This window comes from Mycobacterium sp., assembly GCF_035623875.1.
Taxonomy (GTDB): domain Bacteria; phylum Actinomycetota; class Actinomycetes; order Mycobacteriales; family Mycobacteriaceae; genus Mycobacterium.
The window spans coordinates 1-22,249 of the sequence record NZ_DASPSP010000294.1 but is presented as its reverse complement, the minus strand read 5'-3'; the positions used below and the strand labels follow the sequence as shown (position 1 = coordinate 22,249).

The window sequence follows — 22,249 nt, the reverse complement described above, 5'->3', positions numbered from 1 at the left end:
TGTTCGGGCCAGTACGTAATCGGGTGCGGAACTCAGGATCGGCTATATCTTTGGTCCCGATGATCAAGTCGCCTCTCACTCCGGTTGCGGTGATCGGCATGGCTTGCCGGCTGCCTGGAGGCATCGACTCTCCAGAACAGTTGTGGGAGGCGTTGTTGCGCGGCGACGACCTGGTCACCGAAATTCCACCTGACCGATGGGACGCCGACGAGTACTACGATCCCCAGCCTGGTGTGCCTGGTCGGTCGGTGTGTAAGTGGGGCGCGTTCCTGGATGACGTCGCCGGCTTTGATCCGGAGTTTTTCGGCATCACCGAAAGTGAAGCGACCGCGATGGATCCGCAGCACCGCTTGCTGCTGGAAACCTCCTGGGAGGCCATGGAGCACGGTGGTCTCACTCGGAACACGCTGGCCGACTCGCGGACCGGCGTGTTCATGGGATTGATGCATGACGACTACCAATTAATCCACGCTGAAGCCCACGCATTGGAGGGGCCGTACGGATACATGGGCAATAGCTTCGCCATGGGCTCCGGGCGGATTGCCTACACGATGGGACTGCGCGGTCCGGCGATGACGGTGGATACCGCGTGCTCGTCCGGCCTGGCCGCAGTGCATGTGGCCTGCCGCAGCCTGCATGACGGCGAAAGCGACATTGCCCTGGCGGGCGGTGCCTCGCTGTCGTTTGAACCGCGCAAATCCTGCTCGGGTTCGGCCGTCGGAATGCTGTCTGCGACCGGACGCTGCCATGCGTTCGACATCGCCGCCGACGGGTTCGTGGCCGGCGAGGGTTGCGCAGTGTTGTTGCTCAAGCGGCTAGCGGATGCGCTCCGTGACGGCGACCGGATCCTGGCCGTGCTACGCGGCACGGCCGTCAACCAGGACGGCCACACGGTGAATATCGTGACGCCGTCGCGGGCCGCACAGGTCGAGGCCTATCGGACGGCATTGGCTGTGGCGGGTGTGCACGCCCGCACCGTTGGCATGGTGGAGGCACACGGCCCCGGCACCCCAGTGGGTGATCCCATCGAATACGCCAGCCTGGCGGAGGTGTATGGCCTTGACGGGCCGTGCGCGCTTGCATCGGTGAAGACCAACTTTGGGCACACCCAGTCGGCTGCCGGAGCGCTGGGCCTGATGAAGGCGGTTCTCGCGCTGCAGCATGCTGTGATTCCGCGCAATCTGCACTTCACTCGGCTGCCCGATGAGATGGCCCAAATCGAGACCAACCTCTTTGTGCCGCAGGAGAATACGCCGTGGCCTAGCAACGGTCACCATGGACCCCGGCGGGCGGCGGTCTCGTCGTACGGGTTCTCGGGAACCAATGTGCACGCGATTGTGGAGCAAGCTCCCGAGACGGTCGCACCGGGCGACGCGCCAGCCACTCCCGCCATCGACGGCCCGTTGCTCTTTCCGCTGTCAGCTACGTCGGCCGACGGACTGCGGCAAACCGCTGGGCGGCTCGCTGACTGGGTCGACTCACACGCGCTGGACCTTGCGGCGTCGGATCTGGCGTATACCCTTGCTCGCCGGCGTGCGCACCGGCCTGTGCGGACGGTGGCCATCGCAGGCAGCCTCGACGAGCTGACCGAGGGTTTGGGCAAGGTCGCCGAAGGCGACTTTCCGTATCAGTCCACGGTCGGGCAGGACGATCGAGGACCGGTATGGCTGTTCTCTGGGCAGGGTTCGCAGTGGGCGGCGATGGGCGCCGAGCTGCTTGCGACTGAACCAGTGTTCGCCGCGACCGTCGCCAAAGTGGAGCCGCTGATCGCCCGAGAGTCCGGATTCTCGGTGACCGAAGCGATTTCGGCGCCCGAGACGGTGACCGGGATCGATCGGATCCAGCCCGCGCTGTTCACCATGCAGGTCGCGCTGGCAGCCACGATGAGGGCATACGGTGTGCAGCCGGGTGCGGTGATCGGCCACTCGATGGGCGAGGCCGCGGCCGCGGTTGTGGCGGGAGCGCTATCGCTGGGAGACGGGGTGCGCGTGATCTGCCGCCGCTCACGGCTGATGTCCACGATCGCTGGTTCCGGGGCGATGGCGTCGGTGGAACTGCCCGCCGAGCAAGTGCTTTTGGAACTGATGGCTCGCGGCGTTGACGACGTCGTGCTGGCGGTGGTGGCCTCACCGCAGTCCACGGTGATCGGCGGTGCCACGCAGACGGTGTGCGATCTGGTCACAGCATGGGAGCAACGAGACGTGTTGGCCCGCGGGATCGCCGTCGATGTCGCCTCGCACTCCCCACAGGTCGATCCGATCCTCGACGAGCTGTCCGACGTGCTGGCAGAGCTTAACCCCATGACACCGGAGGTGCCCTTCTACTCCGCGACCGCGTTCGACCCACGCGAGCAGCCCGTGTGCGATGCCTGGTATTGGTCGGACAATTTGCGTCACATGGTGCGTTTCGCCGCGGCTGTACAGGCAGCGTTGGAGGACGGCCACCGGGTCTTCGCGGAGTTGGCTCCGCACCCCCTACTTACCCACGCTGTCGAGGAGACTGCCGGCAGCCTCGGCATGCCGCTGGCCGCGCTCGCCGCCATGCGCCGCGAGCAAGAGCTGCCGCACGGGCTGCGCGGCTTCCTGGCGGATCTGTACAGTGCCGGCGCGGCGATCGACTTCTCGGTGATCTACCCAGGCGGTCAGCTGGTGGATGCACCGCTACCGGCATGGAGTCACCGCCCCCTGCTGCTGACCCGCAGGGGTCAGGATTCGCGGGCACGCGGCGCTTGCACGGTTCCGGTGCACCCGCTGATGGGGGCGCATGTGCGATTGCACGAGGAGCCGGAGCGCCACGTTTGGCAGGGTGAGGTCGGCACCGCGGCGCAGCCCTGGCTGGGCGACCACCGGATACACAATGTGGCTGTTCTCCCGGGGGCGGCCTACTGCGAGATCGCGTTGGCCGCGGCTCGCACGGTCCTCGGCGAGAAATCCGAGGTCCGCGACATCCGTTTCGAGGCGATGCTTTTGCTGGACGACGAGACCCCGGTATCCGCGGTCGCGTCGGTGACCTCGACGGGCGTCGTCGACTTCGTGGTGGAGACCTTTCAAGAAAGCACGCAGATTCGGCGGGCGACGGCGGTGCTGCACGCGGGAGGGGATGAGGACCAGCCACTGGCGTACGACATGCCCGCCCTACTCACGGCTCACTCATGCCGGCTGGATGGCGCCGAGATGCGCAGGCAGTTCGACGAGCACGGTTTGCAGTATGGTCCGGCTTTCGCCGGACTGGCCGCAGTGCATGGCGCGGACGAGACGGTCGGCACAGTGCTGGCCGAGGTCAGGCTACCCGGCCCTATCCGCTCGCAACAGGGCGCCTACGGCGTGCACCCCGCCTTGCTGGATGCCTGTTTCCAGTCGGTTGCGGCTCATTCCGACGCCCAGGTCGCAGGTAGCGCTGGTCTGCTGCTGCCGCTGCGCATACGCCGGATCCGTGCCTACGCTCCTGCCCGCACCGCCCAGTACTGCTATACGAGGGTGACCAGTGCCGGCGGGACCGCGTTGGAGACCGACCTCGATGTGCTCGACGAACACGGGACGGTCCTGCTGGCCGTGCGCGGACTGCAACTCGGCATCGGGGCCTCCGAGAGCGCAAACCGCGAACGCGGGCTGAACGACCGGCTGCTGACCATCGAGTGGAACCAACGAACACTGCCCGATGTGGACCACGTCGGCCCGGGAACATGCTTGCTGATCCGCACTTCCGCCACTGCAGATGTCATGGCGACAAGGCTGACCGATGCGCTGAAGGCCGGGGGCGCCGGCTGCACGACCATGACATGGCCGCAGCATTCCGATCACCAGGCCAACGCCGAATTGCTCGGCTCGCATCTTGGTGCCGACGAGGTCAGCGGAGTGGTCATACTCACTGGCCCCAAGAACGGCGACCCGGACGAGGAGTGTGCCCTGCGCGGCGCGGGCCATGTGGGTCACCTGGCGCGAATTGCCCGGGAGATTACGGAAATTGACGAAGAACCACCGCGCCTATACGTCGTAACGCGGAACGCCCAGACCGTGTTGCCGGGGGACGTGACGAACCTGGAGCACGCCGGGCTCCGTGGCCTGGTGCGAGCGATCAGCACTGAATATCCGCATCTGCGCGCCACCCAGATCGACATGGACGAGGACACCGAGGCCGAGCAGCTGGCACGGCAACTGCTGGGGAGGTCGGAGGAGGACGAGACGGCCTGGCGGAACGGCCAGTGGCACACGGCGCGCCTGAGCCCCGCACCACTGCGCCCTGAGGAGCGGCGAAACGCCGTGGCGGACCACCCGCACGATGGTATGCGCATGCATATCCGCACGCCCGGTGACCTGGAAACGATGGAACTGGCCGCGTTCGACCGCGTTCCGCCTGGGCCGGGAGAGATTGAGGTCGCGGTCACCGCATCGAGCATCAACTTCACCGATGTCCTCTTGGCCTTCGGCCGGTACCCGGGTATCGACGGGGATGCACCACAACTCGGTATGGATTTTGCCGGCGTTGTGACCGCGGTCGGTCCCGACGTGATCACTCATCGAGTGGGTGACCATGTCGGCGGCTTCTCCAAAAACGGTTGCTGGGCAACGTTCGTCACGTGTGACACCCGCCTGGCCGTGACGCTGCCACCGGGCCTCACCGACGATCAGGCGGCCGCGGTGACTACCGCGCATGCCATCGCCTGGTACGGCCTCCACGATCAGGCCAGGATCACCGCTGGTGACCGTCTGTTGATTCACTCCGCCACTGGCAGCGTGGGGCAGGCGGCGATCGCGATGGCCCGCGCTGCGGGAGCCGAGATCTTCGCCACCGCCGGCACCGAGCAGCGGCGAACACTGTTGCGCGACATGGGTATCGAGCATGTCTACGACTCCCGCAGCACTGAGTTCGCCGAGGAGATCCGCCGCGACACCGACGGATACGGCGTCGACATCGTGCTCAACTCCCTGACCGGCGCCGCACAGCGCGCCGGGCTGGAAGCGCTGTCCATCGGCGGACGATTTGTCGAGATCGGTAAACACGACGTCTACGCCAACACCAGGCTGGGGCTCTTCCCGTTCCATCGCAACCTCACGTTCCACTACGTCGACCTGGCACTGATGTCAGAGAGTCACCCGAAACGGATCGGCGACCTGCTGGGCACGGTGTACCGGCTCGTCGCAAACGGTGAGTTGCCATTACCGGAAAGCACTCATTATCCGCTCGGCGATGCGGCCACGGCCGTCCGCGTGATGAGCGCGGCAGAGCACACGGGCAAGCTCGTGCTCGACGTGCCCCAGGCCGGCCGCACCAACGTAGTGGTACCGCCCGAGCAGGCCCGGGCTTTCCGGCACGACGGCTCCTACATCGTCAGCGGCGGTTTGGGTGGCCTCGGACTCTTCCTCGCCGAGAAGATGGCCGCGGCCGGTTGTGGCCGCATCGTGCTCAGCTCCCGCTCTCAGCCCAATCCCAAGGCGCTGGAGACGATCGAGCTCATCCGAACGATGGGCACCGACATCGAGGTGGAATGCGGCGACATCGCCGAAGTCGGCACGGCGGCGCGTTTGGTGACCGTGGCGACCGCCACCGGGCTTCCGCTGCGCGGGGTGCTGCACGCCGCTGCGGTTTTCGAGAACGCGATGCTGGCCAACATGACCGACGAGCTCATCGACCGCAACTGGGTTCCAAAGGTCTACGGTGCGTGGAACTTACACCAGGCCACGGCGACTCTGCCGCTGGACTGGTTCTGCTTGTTCTCCTCGGCGGTAGCTCTGGTGGGCTCGCCCGGGCAAGGGGCGTACGCCGCGGCTAACAGCTGGCTGGACGCATTCGCGCGGTGGCGCCGAACCCAGGGCCTTCCCGCTACCGGGATCGGGTGGGCATTGTGGGCCGAGGTCGGTCGCGCCGCCGAACTCCGAGCCGAGACCGGCGAAGACGTGGCTCCCGGACAGGGCGGCGAAGGCACCGCCATCGCGCACTGGCGTGACACCGCTTTCATTGCCGACGAGGGCGCCTACGCGTTCCAGGCACTACTGTGCCACGACCGCGCGTACTCAGGGTATGCAAAGATGACGGGAACGCCGTGGTTCGCCGCTTACGCGCAACGCAGCCGGTTCGCTGAATTTTTCCGGTCCAAGGGCCAAAGCTCAACGGACACAGGTGAATTGCTTAACGAGTTGCACGCGCTGCCGCCGGAGGAGTGGCCCGCCCGCCTCCGTCGCATGATCTCGGACGCGGTCAGCCTGATTCTGCGTCGCACCATCGATCCGGATCACCCCCTCTCCGAATATGGCCTTGACTCTATGGGCAACCTCGAGCTGCGCACCCGCATCGAGGCCGAAACAGGGATACGCGTCACCACCAACGACATCACCACGATTCAGGGTTTGGCCGGGCTGCTATGCGAAAAGCTGGATCCCACAAGCCGGCTCGGCGCCGTCGCGATAGGTCGGCACATCGAAATGTCCGCTGAACCGCAGGTGCTGGACTCAAGGAGGGATGGGTGTTCGTAGGTGCAGGGTCAGCGCGCGGGCTCTTCGTGGGAACAGTTCATGACTGGGTGCCGGAGCCGGGCAGAATCGTGTCGTGGCAAGCATCGCCCGCCTCGCTTGAGAAAGCCCGGCAAGCTCCGGTAAGTGATGTGCCGCTCAGCGCTATGCAAGAAGCCCATCTTCGCGGCTTTTCCCGCTATGCGGACCGGGGGCTCAATTATGCACGGCTAGTAATCGGCTCCGGAGACGAACCCGGTCGGTGCGATGTCCGTGCCATGAGTTACGTCATCAACTTGCACCTCCGTCGGCACAAGACGTATCACAGTTGGTTCGAGTACGCAGATGCGGAACGCATCGTTCGGCATACTATCGGTGATCCCGCCGACATTGAATTTTTCCCGATCCAGCATGGTGACATGACGCCAAGTGAGTGGCACCAATTTGTCCTGTCTACCCCTGATCCGGTGGAGTGGGATTGCTTCAGGTTCGGCATTATTCAGTGCGCGGACCACTTCACATTTTTTTCGATTGTCGATCACCTCCACTGTGACCCGACGATTATTTCTGGGTTGTACACCGAGATCGTGATGAACTACCGTGTTCTTGTGACCGGCGGCGCGCTCGTTCAGTTGCCACCTCCGGCCAGTCATGACGATTTCTGCATGCGGGAAAACCAGCGCGTGTCTGCTCTGACCTTGGATTCCCCTGAGGTCCGTAAGTGGATCGAGTTTGCCGAAAACAACGGCGGAACGCTGCCGGACTTCCCACTGCCGCTTGGTGACGTGTCGGTAGCCTCTGGTGGCGACCTCATTGTCGAACGGCTGATGGATCAGGACCAGACAGCCGAATTCGAATCTCTCTGCGTGGAGGCCGGCGCCCGCTTCAGCGGTGGTTTGTTTGCCTGTGTAGCTCTCGCGCAATATGAGTTGACCGGCGCCAAAACATATTACGGACTCGCGCCGATTGATAAGCGCAGGTCGCTAGCGGAATTTTCGACAATGGGGTGGTTCACTGGTGTGGTTCCGTTCACTGTGCCTATCAACCCGACGTCTTTCCAAGAGACTGCCCGTGCGGCGCAGGCTTCCTTCGATTCGAATCTAGACCTCGCGAATGTGTCCTTTAACGACATATTAAAGTTGGCGCCTTGGCTTAGGGAATGGGGGCCGAACTGCACCATGGTCAACTATATGGATGCGGGCCTTCCTCCATTTTCCGCTACCGTCACCTCCCACATGAAGGACGCGAATGTCAGAATCTACTGCGACCCCAGGGATCCGGCGCACCTCTATATCTCGGTAATTCGTCTCTTCGATGAGGTGTCGATATGGGTCAACTTCCAGAACAATCCGGTCGCCAGGGACTCCGTGACCCGATATCTGAGTGCGATGAAATCTGTGTTTAGGCGGGTCGCCGACGGACGTCATGCGGGTTCCCCAGCCTGAATCAACGACGAACGATCAGGAGAACAACGACCGGCAATGACCGAAGTCACGGACCTTGCCTACGCGGACGATAACTGAAGGGCCGGGTGCCATCGATGAAAGTTGTCTTGGCCGCCAATGGAACTCGCGGCGACGTCGAGCCCAGCGCCACCGTCGGTCTGGAGCTGCTGCGGCGAGGGCACGAAGTGCGCATGGCGGTTCCACCTAACCTGGTTGGCTTCGTGGAGTCGGCCGGGCTTGCGGCGGTCGGTTACGGGCCGGATTCGCAGGAGGGAGTGCACGGGGCCGCGGATTTCGTTCACCACGCCTTCGAGCTGCAGAATCCGGTCAACTTGGTGCGCGCGGGCAGGGAGCTTTTCGTCGAGGGCTGGGCGCAGATGGGCAGGACGCTGACTTCACTGGCGGACGGGGCCGACCTGGTGGTAACCGGCCAGACGTACCAGGGAGTCGTCGCCAACGTCGCGGAGTACTACGACATTCCGTTGGCCGGACTCCACTACATCCCGATCTGCGTTAATGGCCAACTCGCCCTTCCGTCGATACCGTTGCCGACGCCCGTGGTCCGCTCCACGATGAGGGCGGTTTGGTGGCTGTATTGGCGCATTACCCAGGACGTCGACGACGCTCAACGCCGTGGACTGGGCCTACCGAGGGCAGCGGCCCCTGCGGCGAAACGGATGGCGGAACGTAAATCGCTCGAAATCCAGGCCTACGACGAGGCTTGCTTTCCGGGCCTCGCGGTGGAATGGAACGACCGGCGACCCTTCGTCGGCGCGCTGACGATGGAGTTGCCGACGGATGCCGACGGTGAGGTCGCATCGTGGATTGCCGCGGGAACACCGCCCATCTACTTCGGTTTCGGCAGCATGCCGGTCGAATCCCCCGCCGACACACTTGGCATGATCAGCGAGGCGTGCGCGGAGCTGGGCGAGCGGGCGTTGGTTTGTGCCGGCTGGACCGACTATAGCGACGTCCCGCATTACGAGCATGTCAAGGTGGTGAGGGCGGCGAACCACACGGCCATCCTTCCGGGATGTCGCGCGGTCGTGCACCACGGTGGCGCGGGCACCACGGCTGCGGGCCTGCGAGCCGGAGTTCCCACGTTGATCCTCTGGATGCTGGGTGATCAGCCGCTTTGGGGGGCTGCGGTCAAACGGCTGAAGGTGGGCACCGCCCGGCGTTTTTCGAGCACTAGCCAGGAGTCGCTGGTCGCGGATTTGCGCACCGTCCTCACCGCGCAATATGTCGCCCGGGCCCGCGAGCTCGCTACCCGGATGACCAAGCCTGCCGAAAGCGCTACTGCGTCCGCTGATCTCTTAGAAGGTACCGCTCGCAGGAAGCGTGTTGACTGATGTTCATTCTTACCCGCCAGCCCTCGGCGAGCAGGTCCTGCGGCCGCCTTTGCGGGCTATCCACCTAGCCGTTGGGAGGGCATAGCAGGTGGGGCCTGACCTGGGAAGGTACTCCGGAGCCGAGCCTGTCTTCGCACAGGAAGTGGAAAGCGTTGCGGCCTAACCGGTGACGCACGGCAGCTAAGGTGCGCTCGGATTCGGTGTGTGCAGCATGTTCGGGAGCTTCACGACGACCTCACAGCGTCCTGCGCGTGCTGAGTCGCCAGTGAAGCGGCCTCAGGATTTTTCGCTGCGAGTACCAATTCGCCCTAGCACTAAGCGTCCAAGCGGGCGAACTGATTCTGCCGGTACCGCTCCACACAGGCCGCTCTTCTGACCTTGCCGCTGGTGGTGATGGGAATCGAACCAGGTGCAACCACAACGAGATCCGCGACGCTGAGTCCGTGCATATTGGATATCGCAGACGTAACTTTACGTTTGACGACCTCGAATTTATTAACCGCCTCTTCGTTGGAGTCGGCGCGGTTTTTGAGCTCGATGATGGCGACGAGCTTTTCCGTGCCCTTATCCGGAACCGAGATCGCCGCGCACCGTCCCGGCGCAATGCTCTGAATCGTCGCCTCGAGGTCGTCGGGAGAGTGGTTACGCCCATACACGATCAAAAGATCCTTGATACGGCCGATGATGAACAGCTCGCCGTCGGAGATGAAGCCCAAATCTCCGGTTCTCAGCCACGGCCCTTCGGGGGTGCCGGCCGAGGGAGCAACAAGCGTTGCGCCGAATGTCTGCTCAGACTCTTGGGGTTTCTGCCAATAGCCGGAAGCAACGTTGCCTCCGTGCACCCAGATCTCACCGGTCGTTCCCGCCGGACGCTCAAGACTGGTCTCGGGATCGACGATGCGCACCATCGGTGACTGCGGCACGCCGTAACTGACCAGCGGTGTACCGCCTCCGCTTGTCCACCGCTTCGCGAGGCCCGCGGTCAGTTTTTCGGATTCGAAATGAACGATTTGTGGTGGTTGACCCGCTTCGCGGGTCGCGACATACAACGTTGCTTCTGCCATTCCATATGAGGGTCGTAACACCCTGTCCTGAAGGTTGAAGCTGGCGAACCGCTCAGTGAAGCGCCGCAGTGTCGCAGGCTGTACCCGCTCGCTACCGTTGAGGATGCTGAGCACATTTCCGAGATCAAGCCCGGCCAGGTCGTCATCTGATGTTTTTCGTGCCGCCAATTCGAATGCAAAGTTAGGTCCTGCCGAAAGTGCGTGACTGTTCCTTCCCAGCAATTGCATCCACCGAGCTGGCCGCTGCAGAAATGCGACTGGGCTCGTGAGCACAGCACAAAATCCCGTCAGAACCGGAAAGATGATTCCAAGATGCAGTCCCATGTCGTGATAGAACGGCAGCCAGGACACCACAGTAGTGTCCGGTGGGGCAACGCCTCCGTGATCCCCGAAGAAGTCGGCATTGATCTGCTCGAAATTGGCCATGATGTTTTTGTACGAAACCATGACCCCGGCGGGGGAGCGGGTCGATCCGGACGTGTATTGCAAGTACGCGGTGTCTGTTGAACTATCGACCCGCGCGTCAGGCCCTTTCTTCGAGTCGAGATCCAGCAAATCAACCTCGATAACCGATGGAGCGGATTCACCGGACTTCGACTCGACATACTCGGCGATATTGCCTGCGACACGGGATGTCGTGAGAACGGCAGAGGGCGATGCGTCACGCAGCACCGTATCAACACGTTCATCGCTGGTGCCACCCAGCGGAACCGCGATGCGTCCGGCCTGTAATGCGCCAAGAAACGCGGTAATGTAGTCAAGTCCTTGTGGCGCCAATATCACAGCGCGGTCGCCAGTTGACCCGTGAAGTCTGAGTTCGTGTGCAAGGTTAAGCGCTCGTCGATACAGCTGCGACCACGTCAGGCTTTCGGCAATGCCGGCCCGGTCCTGTTCGTAATCCATAAACGTGAACGCCGTCCGATTGGGCTGCAGACTGGCGCGTTCGCGGAGCAGGGTCGGAATGGGACACTTAAGCATGGGCGTCAGGTTACCTCGACCATCACCACCGCGCCGGTCTTGCGCCGGAGACGATGACCGGCTCCAACGTACGCCGACCGAAAGTCTCATCGACCGGCTGAACCGCAACCCAATCTTCCTGAAACTCTTGAATTTGCGCTTCAAATACGGCTACCGGTTCCTAAGCCGCTTGCTTACAAGGGACGACGTGTTGTTCCTCAATTACGGATATGAGGAGGATCCGCCGATGGCTCTGCCGCTGGCGGCGTCCGACGAGCCCGACCGGTTTCCCATCCAGCTCTACCACCGCACGGCGACCCAGGTGGACCTCGCCGGCAAAAACGTGCTGGAGGTCAGTTGCGGCCACGGCGGCGGCGCTTCGTACCTAATGCGGACCCTGCACCCAGCCTCCTACACGGGGTTGGATTTGAACACGGTCGGCATAGAGTTCTGCCGAAAGAGGCACAACCTTCCCGGCTTGGACTTCGTGCAAGGCAAGGCCGAGAGAGCGCCCTTTCCCGATCAGTCCTTCGACGCGGTGATCAATGTAGAAGCCGCGATCAACTACCAAAACGTCCCCCGTTTCTTCGCGGAAGTGGAGCGTGTGCTGCGCCCGGGAGGGCATTTCCTGTACGCCGATATCCGCTACGCCGACGAAATCCCCGCCTGGGAGGCGGACCTTGCCAACATCCCCATGCGCCTGGTATCGGAACAGGTCATCAATGCGGAGGTTATGCGCGGGCTGGAGAAGAATCGGCTTGCAGGCCAGATCATTCGTCGTCTGCCGAATATCGCGTTTTTGCGCGGCATAGCCAATGACTATGCAGGTGGGCGGGGCTCGTTGATCTACCGCCGTCTGGAAAACAGCGAGGCTTCGTATCGGTTGTTCTGCTTCGCCAGGGATTGAGGCGGCGTGATGCTGTTGCGGAGTGTCCAACGGCCTATTCTTAGACATTGGGGCCAGGATTGGCGGAGGGTTGGATGACGGCCGTAGCGGCGTGCCCGACGTGCGGGACCGAGCTCCTCGAGAATGGGCGGTTCTGTCACGGATGCGGCTCGCCGGTTGCCGAGCCCGCCGCACACGCGGAGTACAAGCAAGTGTCGGTGCTGTTCGCCGACGTGGTGCATTCCATGGAGATCGCCATGGCCGTCGGTGCGGAGCGGTTGCGCGAAATCATGGCCGAACTGGTCGACCGCTGCACCAAGGTGGTGCACCGCTACGGAGGCACGGTGGACAAGTTCACCGGCGACGGGATCATGGCGGTATTCGGCGCACCTGTCGCAATGGAGGACCACGCTGTTCGCGCCTGTCTAACGGCCTTGGGTATTCAGGAGGAGATCAGGCGGCTTGCTGTCGACGTCCTAGAGCGCGACGGTGTGGAGCTTCAGTTGCGGGTGGGACTGAACTCCGGTCGAGTGATCGCGGGTGAAATCGGTTCAGCACCGTTCAGCTACACCGCGATCGGTGAGCAAGTCGGGATGGCGCAACGGATGGAATCTGTGGCACCGCCGGGTGGGGTGATGCTGAGCGAATCCACCGCCCGACTCGTTGAGCACGCCGTCCTGCTGGCCGACGCCGAGGAGGTGCAGATCAAGGGCAGCGATGTTCCGCTGCTGGCCCGTCGTCTTCTTAGCCTGGCCGACGAGCCTCAACGAAGTCGCTCCGTGCAAGGCGCGTTGGTAGGGCGAGAGCTCGAAGTTGCAACGATCACAGGCCTCCTGGATCGATCGATCAGCGGGCGGGGATGCGTCGTTTGTATCGCCGGACCGGCGGGAATCGGCAAGACGCGGCTCGCCGATGAGGCGGTCGCGATAGCCCGTGGTCGTGGTGTTGAGGTGTTGTCGGTTTTCTGCGAGTCGCATACCAGCGATGTCCCCTTTCTTGTGGCGGCGCGGCTGTTGCGCGAAGCCTTCCGAATAACCGAGCTCGACGATGAGACGGCGCGCGCACAGGTGCGCGCCAGGGTCCCCGATGCCTCCGATGAGGATGTGTTGCTGCTCTATGACCTGATGGGCATTCGAGACCCCGACACGCCGCCCCCCACGATCCATCCCGACGCGCGGCGACGGCGGTTGACCGCACTGATCAACTCTATTTCGTTGACCCGCACCCAACCGGTCCTCCGCGTCATGGAGGATGCGCATTGGATCGATGAGGTCAGCGAGTCGATGCTGGCCGAGTTCCTCACCGTCATACCCCAAACGCCGTCGATGGTGCTAATCACCTACCGCCCCGAGTATCGCGGCGCACTCGCGAACGTGCCTGGCGCGCAGACGATCTCGCTGGCGCCCTTGAGTGATTCGGAAACCGCGGCCCTGCTCGACGAGTTGTTGGGCACCGATCCGTCGGTCGCCGGGATCAAAGCGCTCGTTGCCGAACGGGCGGGCGGGAACCCGTTTTTCGCACAGGAGATGGTGCGCGAGCTCGCCGAGCGCGCTGTGCTGGAGGGTGACCGCGGCGGTTTCACCTGCGGCACAGATCTGGCCGAGGTCACCGTCCCGGCCACCCTGTACGCCACCATCGCCGCGCGCATCGACCGTCTGGATCCTGATGCCAAGCAGACGCTTAACGCCGCGGCAGTGGTCGGCTCGCGCTTCACGCCTGAGTTACTCGCCGCTGTGGGCAATGCCCCTGTACTCGACGCGCTCCTGAGGGCCGCGCTGATCGATCAGGTCCGTTTTACACCCGGCGACGAGTTCGCCTTCCGTCACCCGCTGATCCGCAAAGTGGCCTACGCATCACAACTGAAATCCGATCGCGCCCAGATGCACCGGCGTCTGGCCGCTGCTATCGCGGCCCGCGAGCCGGAATCGGCCGACCAGAACGCGGCGCTGATCGCCGAACATCTCGAAGCCGCGGGTGACTTGCGGGACGCCTACAGCTGGCACATGCGCGCGGCAAAGTGGGCGACTTACCGCGACATCGCCGCGGCGCGTTTGAGTTGGGAAAGTGCCACGAAGATCGCCGACGCATTGCCCGCCGATGAGCCATACCGGGCAGCTATGTGCATTGCTCCTCGCACCATGTTGTGCGGAATCGCCTGGCGGGTGCATGTGCATAACGTCGGGGACCGCTTCGATGAGATGCGGAAGTTGTGCAGCGCCGCAGGGGACAAGGCGTCACTGGCCATCGCGATGGCAGGGCTGGTGGTGGATCACACGTTCCAGGACCGGGTGCGCGAGGCGTCGCGGCTGGCTTCCGAAGCCATCACCCTCATCGAGTCCATCGGCGATCCAACCTTGACGGTAGGGCTGTCCTTCACGCCGATCCGCGCCAAGATGGCAACTGGCGAGTGGTGTGAGATGCTTCGCTTGTCGCAGAGGGTCATTGACCTTGCTGGCGGTGACCCCTCTAAGGGCAACTTCCTTTTCGGGTCTCCCTTAGCGCTTGCCTTCACGCAGCGGGCTATCGCCCGTTACACCCTGGGTCGTCCCGGATGGCGAGACGACCTGCGGCGCGGCCTGGCCGTGGCGCAGGGCGCCGACTCCCTGTCCTACGTCACGGTCGTCAGCTACGTGTACTCCGCGGGGATACCGGGGGGCGCGCTGGTGCCCGACGATTCCGCGGTGCGCGAGATCGAGGATGCGCTAGCGATTGCCGAACGATCCGGCGATAACCTCCAGTTGGGTGTCGCCTGGATGACCTTGGGCCTTGCGCTGGTGCACCGCCACACGGATGCTGAGCGTGATCGCGGACAGAAGCTGCTGGCGGAGGTTCGCGAAGTGTTCCTGCGCGGGGGGCATTTCTTGTGCGATCTACCAATGCTTGACGTGTACATGGCGCGTGAGACGGCTCGCCGTGCAGATCGCGACGAGGCGATACCGCTGATGCGCGACGCCGTCGACCATCTCGTCCGTGATGGACAACTGCTGTCGTGGGGCATTCCGGCGACGAGTGTTCTGGTGGAGACACTGCTGGACCGCAGCGCCGAACGTGACGTGGCCGAAGCAGAGGCCGCAATCGAGCGGTTAGCGGCTGCGCCAGCCGATGAGGGCCTGGTGTTACGTGACATCTGGATGCAGCGGCTGCGGGCTTTCCTGGCGCGGGCTCAAGGCGATGTCGGGGCTTACACGCACTTCAGGGATCGCTACCGCGATATGGCGAGAACGCTTGGCTGGGATGGACATATCGCGTGGGCCGAGGCGATGCCGTAAAGGTCGCGGAGGCCTCGGGCCGCTGAATCGCACCTCCGCAATTAATGAACGCAACTGTCCCTTCCGGCGTTCGAGAAAGCATTCCATTAGGGAAATTGTCACTGCGCGGGGCGGCTTTATGCATTTGCGAGTACCCCTGTGCGTGACCGGCACGGCGCCGTTGCCGATCCGACCGGGCAGCGCCCGCCCTGCGTCGAAAAAGTTAAATAAACTGCTTGATTTAATCTCGGCGCGGGTGTTCACTTAGGCGGTGACCGCAGCCAGAGTCCTGCGCAACGATCGGTCGACGGGTACGCGGGAAGCGATCTTGTCAGCAGCTGAGCGGTTGTTCGCCGAGCGCGGCATGTACGCCGTGTCCAATCGGCAGATCAGTGACGCGGCCGGGCAGGGCAACAACGCGGCGGCCTGTTACCACTTCGGCAACAGGACCGATTTGCTGCGGGCCATCGAAAGCAAGCACCGGGTGCCCATCGAGGAACTGCGGGGACAGCTGCTGGCCGGCATCGGCAATTCGACCGAACTCCGGGACTGGGTGGGCACGCTGGTGCACCCGCTCACCGACCACTTGGCGGCTCTGGGTAACCCGAGCTGGTACGCGCGCTTCGCCGCGCAGGCGATGGCCGATCCCACATATCGGCAGGTGGTTACCAAGGATGCGCTGGGATCACCCATGCTCGTCCGGGCCATCGACGGCATCAACCGATGCCTGCCGGATCTGCCGAAGCGGGTCCGCTTCGAACGGATGGTGATGGCGCGCAACCTGCTGATGCACACCTGTGCCGAGCATGAAGGAGAGCTCGCCGAACACGGGCCGCGGTCGCGGTCCAGTTGGCCGATCGCGGCCGACGGGCTGGTCGACGCGATCGTCGGCTTGTGGCGTGCGCCGGTTCACCGCACGCAGGTCCTGCCGTCTCATTGATCTGAGTTCGCCTTGCCCCAAGGAGCGCGATGGCAGACATTTCGACCGAAACGATAAGCGAGGTCGCAGCGGAGGTGCCCGACTATCCGATGGCCCGGGCGGCGGGTTGCCCGTTGGCGCCGCCGCCGGAGGTGTTGGCTCTTAACGCCGTCAAACCTCTTAGCAGAGTTCGGATTTGGGATGGCAGCACGCCGTGGTTGATCACCGGTTACGAAGCGATACGTGCACTGTTCGCGGATTCTCGTGCCAGTGTCGATGATCGCCGGCCGGGCTACCCGCACTGGAACGAAGGCATGTTGGCCACAGTGCACAAACGGCCACGCTCGGTCTTCACCTCAGATGCCGAGGAACACACCAGATTTCGCCGCATGCTGTCCAAGCCGTTCACCTTCAAGCGAGTGGAAGGCCTGCGCCCGGCCGTCCAGAAAATCGCCGACGACCACATCGACGCGATACTGGCTGGTCCTCAACCGGCCGATCTCGTCAGCGCACTGGCGTTGCCAGTCCCGTCACTGGTGATCAGTCAACTATTGGGCGTGCCGTACTCCGATGCCGACTTCTTCCAGGAGCAGGCGCACAAGGGGATGGGCCGCTACGCGAGCGCCGAGGAGTCGGCCGAAGGCGCTGTCGCGCTCGCGAGATACATCGCCAACCTGGTCCGCGCCAAAGCGGACGACCCGAGCGAAGATTTGGTGTCCGACCTGGCTGAGCGGGTCAACGCCGAGGAGCTCAGCGTCCGGGAAGCCGCGCAGTTGGCCACTGGCGTGCTGATCGCCGGGCACGAGACCACCGCCAACATGATCAGCCTGGCGATCGTGGCGCTGTTGGAGCATCCCGATCAGCTGGCGCTGTTGCGCGACGCCGAGGATCCGAAGGTGATCGCCACCGCTGTCGAAGAGTTGATGCGCTACCTGAGTATCATTCAGACCGGTCAGCGCAGGGTCGCCATCGAGGACATCGACATCGGCGGCGAGGTAATCCGCGCCGGCGAGGGCATCATCCTCGACGTCCCGCCGGCGAACTGGGATGCTCGTCGCTACCCCAACCCGGATCAGCTGGACCTGCAACGGGAGGACAATCCGCACGTCGGCTTCGGCTACGGCCGGCACCAATGTGTCGGACAGCAGCTAGCCCGGATGGAGTTGCAGATCGTGTTGCACACCCTGCTGCGGCGTATCCCGACACTGCGGCTGACGGTTCCGATTGAGCAGCTGCCGTTCAAACATGATGCCTTGGCCTACGGGCTGTACGAACTACCCGTGACATGGTGAGCGGCAGCGATCTCACGCTGACGGTGCCCGACCTGTCGGGCAGATTGGCGGTGGTGACCGGAGCCAACAGCGGCCTGGGCTTCGGCCTGGCCCGGCGGTTGGCGATGGCAGGTGCCGACGTTGTCATGGCAATCCGCAACCGGGCCAAGGGCGAAGCCGCGATCGACAAGATCCGCGCAGGCGTCCCCGACGCCAAGCTGACGATCAAGCATCTCGACCTATCTTCGCCGAAAAGCGTTGCGGGACTGGGAGAGGAGCTGATCGCCGACGGTCGGCGCGAAGAAACCAACGACGGATTCGAGCTGCAATTCGGCGCCAACCACCTCGGGCATTTCGCGGCCGCCGTCGAGAAATCCGGACTGGCCGTACCGCGGCTGTCCAAGGAGCTAATCTGCAAATATCTGACGGATCTGAAACTGATTGGTGCGCTGGAACAGTGACTTACGCGAGGACCCAAGCGAGTGTGCTCTACCCGCCCGGCGGCTTCGGCGCGCCGAAGAATCGTCGCGGTCACGCCCAAGGCAACGTTGGCCTTCCCGCGGGCACCGAGGTGTTCTCAGCCGACACTCATATCTCGTTGGCGGCCGACATCTTCTACGAGCGCTTCCCGGACGACCTCAAGGACAGCGCACCGCGGATCTGGTACGAAGACGGCGCCTACCAGGTGGGCCAGCAGGGACAGTCCTTTCTACCGGAAGTCTTCAGCGCGGTGTTGATGCAATACGACGATCTGGCCGGCGCCGCGACGAACAACATCGAAGCTCGGATACGCGAGTTGCACGAGGACGGCGTGGACCGGGAACTGGCCTTCCCGAACGCGGTGCTGGCCCTGTTCCACTTCCCGGACAAGCAACTCCGCGAACGCATTTTCCGAATCTACAACGAGTACATCGCCGATCTGCAAGAGCGGTCGGACGGTCACTTCCTCGGTGTGGGTCTGATCAACTGGTGGGATCCGCACGGCGCGCGACGGACGCTGGCGGAGCTGAAGGCGTTGGGCCTCAAGACGTTCCTGTTACCGCTGAACCCGGGTAACGACGACGACGGCAACATGCTCGACTACGCGTGCACCGCGATGCGCCCAGTCTGGGAGGCGATCGAGGAATCCGGGCTGCCGGTGACGCATCACATCGGCGAGACCCCGCCGAAGGCCCCGTGCGAGGTCAACAACGTCGCCGTCGCCATGATGGTCAACATTGACGGGTTCCGGGAGATGTTCTCCAAATACATCTTCGGCAGCATCCTCGATCGTCATCCGCGGTTGCGGATCGGATGGTTCGAAGGCGGTATCGCATGGATTCCGCCGGCGCTGCAGGATGCCGAGCACGTGCTGGCGTCGTATCAGCACATGCTCGACCACCCGCTGGAGCACGAAATTCGCTACTACTGGGACACCCACATGAGTGCGTCGTTCATCGTCGACCCGCTGGGCCTGAACCTGATCGAGCAGATCGGCGTCGACAAGGTGATGTGGTCATCGGATTACCCGCACAACGAGAGTACGTTCGGCTACTCCGAGAAATCGCTGGCGGCGGTGGTCGAGGCGGTCGGTCCGGAGAACGCCGCCCGCATCGTGAGCGGCAATATCAAGAAATTCCTGGGTTTATAAGTGGCGACTACTTCAAGTGCCCAAACGCTGGTCATCCCCGACGAGCCCAACTGGTCGCGGATGCGTCGCGAGACCGGTGCGCGGCTTCGATCGGCGATGGCCGATAACGGCGTCGATGCGCTGATCCTGCTGATGAACGACAACGTGGTGTACGCGACCGGTGCCAGTTGGCCGGTGCTGGACGCGGGCCTGTCCCACGTTGAGCGGCCGGTGGCGATCGTGCTGGCCACCGACGAGCATCCCCATCTGTTCATCCCGTTCCGTGAGGGAACCGCGTCGGAATCGCAGGTGCCTGCGGATCATCTGCACGGTCCGCTCTATCTCGAATTAGAGGAAGGCGTCGAGCATTTCGCGCGGGTGATCGGTGATCTGATACCGCCCAGGGCGACTGTCGCTGTCGATGAGTTGACCGGGGCGATGCGCCGGGCCGCGGATCGGCTTTTCCCCGGTGGACCGCCGTCGGATGCGGCGGCGGTGGTGGCCGCGGCGAATCTGGTCAAGACACCGGACCAGCTTTCGTGCCTTCAAAAAACCACTCGCATCACCGAGCAGGCCATGGCCGACGTGCAAAAGCAGCTGGCGCCCGGCGTACGGCAAACCGATCTGTCAGCCAAGTTGGTGCGCAGGGCGTTCGAATTGGGCGCGACGGCCAACATGCTCGAGGCGATCTGGCAGGTGATGCCGCCATCGCGTGCCGAGGGGGTGTGGACGACGCACGGCGACCTTGCGCTGCCGCTGCTGACCGCGGAGCGCGAACTCGCCAAAGGTGACGTGCTGTGGACTGACGTCAGCATCAGCTACGCCGGGTACTGTTCGGATTTCGGTCGTACCTGGTTAGTCGGCGACAAGCCTTCAGCGCGCCAGCAAGCGCAATTCGACCAGTGGCGGCATATCCTCGACGCGGTGCTGAAGGTGACCAAAGCCGGTGCGACATCAGGTGATCTCGCGCGCGCGGCGATCGCCGCCAACGGCGGCAGTAAGCCCTGGCTCCCACACTTCTATCTGGGACACGGCATCGGCACCTACCCCGCCGAGCCGCCCATGATCGGAACAGATCTGGGCGAGGAGTACGACGACAACTTCGTGTTTCCGGTCGGCATGGTGCTGGTGCTGGAGCCGGTGATATGGGAGGACGGCACCGGCGGCTACCGCAGTGAGGAGGTCGTGGTGATCACCGAAGACGGCTACTTGCCGATTACCGACTACCCCTATACACCCTATGGCGCGCGCTGACGACGATGCATTGCGAAGCGATGCGGAGGAGTAGCGCCGATGGCAACTGAGATTTCGCCGGACGGCCGAGCGTTGCGGATAGGTCGTCGCCAACGGGCGCTGGCGCAGATGGACGCCCACGATATCGACATCCTGGTGCTCGGACGACAGGCCAATGTCCGTTACGTCACCGGGGCGCCGCAATTGTGGATCGCCGGGACGCGGCCGTTCGGTCCGGTCTGCGTGGTCGTGCGAGCCAGCGGCGAGATCTTTTTGAACAGCACCGCTGACGAGGGAATCCCAGAGGAGATCGGCCGTGACCGGCTCTACGGTCTGGCCTGGAACCCGATGACACTGATCACGGTGCTGAAAAACATCGACGGCGCATCGACCGCCCGGCGAGTCGGAACCGACGCGTTATCACCGACTTTCGCCAAGTTGCTACCGATGGCGTTTCCGAATGCCGAACTCATCGACGGTGAAGTGGCGATGCGGACCGCGCGGCGGATCAAGACGCCCGACGAAATCGCGGCGATGAGCACCGCGCTGCGGGTCGCCGAGGCGGGTGTCGCCGCTGCCGTCGCGGAGTTGCGGCCCGGGCTTTCCGAGCAGACGTTGGCCGGTGCGGTATTGGAGGCGATGGCCGCGGGCGGGGTGAGCACGCCGGCTACCCAGGACGCCGCATGGGTGACCTCGCGGCAACACCCCTGGCGGCGCGCAACCGGCGACGGCCAGGTGAGCTCGGGTGACCTGGTCGCCGTGGCTGCCGGAGCCCTGGCCGACGGATACGTCGGAGAGGTGGGCCGGACCTGGCCGGTCGGCGACGTCGAGAACGGGTCCACGCACAAGCTCTATCAGCGCTCGAACGAGTTGTGGGACAGGCTGATTGCTGCCTGCCGTCCCGGTGCGCCGGCCAGTGATCTGCTCGCGGCCTACGACCTTGCCGGCGAGCCGCTGCCGCCGATGGCGGTCGCGCACGGGCTGGGGCTCGGCTTCGATCCGCCGGTGATTTCCCGGCAGCTTCCGGCCACCGCCGAACGCGAACATCTGGATCCGGGGATGGTGTTGGCGCTGACCGGCTACGTGTGGCAGGAAGGCGTCGGTGCGGTACTGCACCGCGATACGGTCGTCATCACCGACAGCGGGTCCGAGGTGTTGACCGCCAGCCCGTCGTGGCAGTAGTCAGCTAGCTCAGCTGAGCGCGCCATCGAGAAGATCGCCGAATTTCGCTGTTTCCCAAAGGTTCAACGCATTACTGAGCATCTGCAACGGCGCGCGGACGCTCTCGTCGTCTTTGATGTTGGGATCGTTGCGGCTCAGCGAGCGTGTGGTAGTCGGCGAACTGAGCGGCGGGTATGGCGATCGGGAACCCGGGCGCGCCGGACAACGACGCGAAGAGACCTCAGACTCCATCTGCGTCTTACCCCGGTCACGAATGGTGTTGTCCAAGTCGCGGGAGAACTTCACGAACAAGTCGGTGTGGGTGCGGACATCAGGCTTCTCGTACTCGATGCGCAGCAGCAGCTTCCGGCCGGTGCTTCCGCCCGGAACTTCTTCAAACCGGCCGATGCGGGTGACGGCGTTGTCGGCGCTCAGCGCACCCGAGACGCGGAACGCTCGGGTGAGAAACGCTGTGCCACCGTCGCACAACGCGGCGGGGTCTGCGGGAATGGGAAGCCCGAAGTGATCGCCGGTGACCCAACGATCGTCGGCCGCTGCGTCGTTCACCAGGTCTGTTCGGCAGCGCGGACCAACATGTGGTTGACGGCCACTCTCCGGTCGCGGGTGACGATGTACAGCACTGCGTCGGCGATGTCTT

11 protein-coding genes and 3 pseudogenes are annotated in these 22,249 nt (G+C 63.8%); 11 read left to right on the top strand and 3 right to left on the bottom strand.

The window, feature by feature from the left end; genetic code table 11:
• Positions 1-59: 59 nt before the first annotated feature.
• From pks2 to VEI45_RS23790, 3 genes are all read left to right on the top strand, one after another.
• Entirely contained in the window at positions 60-6,470 is a 6,411-nt protein-coding gene (gene pks2 / locus VEI45_RS23800) for a sulfolipid-1 biosynthesis phthioceranic/hydroxyphthioceranic acid synthase (protein WP_324856973.1), read from the top strand.
• Entirely contained in the window at positions 6,461-7,891 is a 1,431-nt protein-coding gene (locus VEI45_RS23795; protein WP_324856972.1) for an acyltransferase, read from the top strand. Before pks2 ends, VEI45_RS23795 begins: the two co-directional genes overlap by 10 nt.
• A gap of 95 nt (positions 7,892-7,986) precedes the next feature.
• Positions 7,987-9,243, top strand: coding sequence for a glycosyltransferase (locus tag VEI45_RS23790; RefSeq protein ID WP_324856971.1), 1,257 nt, complete (start codon positions 7,987-7,989; stop codon positions 9,241-9,243).
• Between the two features lie 314 nt (positions 9,244-9,557).
• Here the strand turns inward: VEI45_RS23790 and VEI45_RS23785 are convergent, their stop codons facing one another.
• Positions 9,558-11,285 (bottom strand): AMP-binding protein, encoded by a 1,728-nt coding sequence (locus VEI45_RS23785; RefSeq protein ID WP_324856970.1) that lies wholly within the window; start codon positions 11,283-11,285, stop codon positions 9,558-9,560.
• Between VEI45_RS23785 and VEI45_RS23780 the strand changes: the two genes are divergently transcribed.
• The 8 genes and pseudogenes from VEI45_RS23780 to VEI45_RS23745 all read left to right on the top strand — a co-directional run bounded on the left by VEI45_RS23780 (position 11,284) and on the right by VEI45_RS23745 (position 21,612).
• Positions 11,284-12,171: a phthiotriol/phenolphthiotriol dimycocerosates methyltransferase gene (locus VEI45_RS23780; protein WP_324856969.1), complete on the top strand. Its 888-nt coding sequence runs from the start codon at positions 11,284-11,286 to the stop codon at positions 12,169-12,171. The two genes, VEI45_RS23785 and VEI45_RS23780, sit on opposite strands and share 2 nt — an antisense overlap.
• 74 nt (positions 12,172-12,245) lie before the next feature.
• Complete coding sequence (locus VEI45_RS23775; RefSeq protein WP_324856968.1) at positions 12,246-15,419, top strand: adenylate/guanylate cyclase domain-containing protein; 3,174 nt, start codon at positions 12,246-12,248, stop codon at positions 15,417-15,419.
• A 250-nt stretch (positions 15,420-15,669) separates the two neighbouring features.
• On the top strand, positions 15,670-16,338 hold the full coding sequence (locus VEI45_RS23770) for a TetR family transcriptional regulator (protein ID WP_324856967.1): 669 nt from the start codon (positions 15,670-15,672) through the stop codon (positions 16,336-16,338).
• A 29-nt stretch (positions 16,339-16,367) separates the two neighbouring features.
• A complete protein-coding gene (locus VEI45_RS23765) occupies positions 16,368-17,609 on the top strand; it encodes a cytochrome P450 (protein ID WP_324856966.1) in 1,242 nt (413 codons plus the stop codon).
• Positions 17,603-17,947: pseudogene (locus VEI45_RS23760) on the top strand (SDR family NAD(P)-dependent oxidoreductase); the annotation flags it as partial. The gene VEI45_RS23765 and the pseudogene VEI45_RS23760, both read left to right, overlap by 7 nt.
• A 98-nt stretch (positions 17,948-18,045) precedes the next feature.
• Positions 18,046-19,218 carry an amidohydrolase family protein gene (locus tag VEI45_RS23755; RefSeq protein ID WP_324856965.1) on the top strand — a complete coding sequence of 391 codons (1,173 nt, stop codon included), beginning with the start codon at positions 18,046-18,048 and terminating at the stop codon, positions 19,216-19,218.
• Positions 19,219-19,278: 60 nt separating this feature from the next.
• A complete protein-coding gene (locus VEI45_RS23750; RefSeq protein ID WP_324856974.1) occupies positions 19,279-20,451 on the top strand; it encodes a M24 family metallopeptidase in 1,173 nt (390 codons plus the stop codon).
• A gap of 39 nt (positions 20,452-20,490) precedes the next feature.
• On the top strand, positions 20,491-21,612 hold the full coding sequence (locus VEI45_RS23745; RefSeq protein ID WP_324856964.1) for a M24 family metallopeptidase: 1,122 nt from the start codon (positions 20,491-20,493) through the stop codon (positions 21,610-21,612).
• Positions 21,613-21,757: 145 nt separating this feature from the next.
• Here the strand turns inward: VEI45_RS23745 and VEI45_RS23740 are convergent.
• A pseudogene (locus tag VEI45_RS23740) lies at positions 21,758-22,158 on the bottom strand (hypothetical protein); the annotation flags it as partial.
• Positions 22,155-22,249 (bottom strand): annotated as a pseudogene (locus tag VEI45_RS23735) (oxidoreductase); the annotation flags it as partial. The pseudogenes VEI45_RS23735 and VEI45_RS23740, both read right to left, overlap by 4 nt.

Excerpts from the sequence above, each read along its gene's own strand:
- VEI45_RS23785 (WP_324856970.1), bottom strand. The coding sequence starts at position 11,285 with ATGCTTAAGTGTCCCATTCCGACCCTGCTCCGCGAACGCGCCAGTCTG.
- VEI45_RS23745 (WP_324856964.1), top strand. The coding sequence starts at position 20,491 with ATGGCAACTGAGATTTCGCCGGACGGCCGAGCGTTGCGGATAGGTCGT.
- VEI45_RS23750 (WP_324856974.1), top strand. The coding sequence starts at position 19,279 with ATGCGTCGCGAGACCGGTGCGCGGCTTCGATCGGCGATGGCCGATAAC.
- VEI45_RS23765 (WP_324856966.1), top strand. The coding sequence starts at position 16,368 with ATGGCAGACATTTCGACCGAAACGATAAGCGAGGTCGCAGCGGAGGTG.
- VEI45_RS23775 (WP_324856968.1), top strand. The coding sequence starts at position 12,246 with ATGACGGCCGTAGCGGCGTGCCCGACGTGCGGGACCGAGCTCCTCGAG.
- VEI45_RS23780 (WP_324856969.1), top strand. The coding sequence starts at position 11,284 with ATGGGCGTCAGGTTACCTCGACCATCACCACCGCGCCGGTCTTGCGCC.
- VEI45_RS23790 (WP_324856971.1), top strand. The coding sequence starts at position 7,987 with ATGAAAGTTGTCTTGGCCGCCAATGGAACTCGCGGCGACGTCGAGCCC.
- pks2 (WP_324856973.1), top strand. The coding sequence starts at position 60 with ATGATCAAGTCGCCTCTCACTCCGGTTGCGGTGATCGGCATGGCTTGC.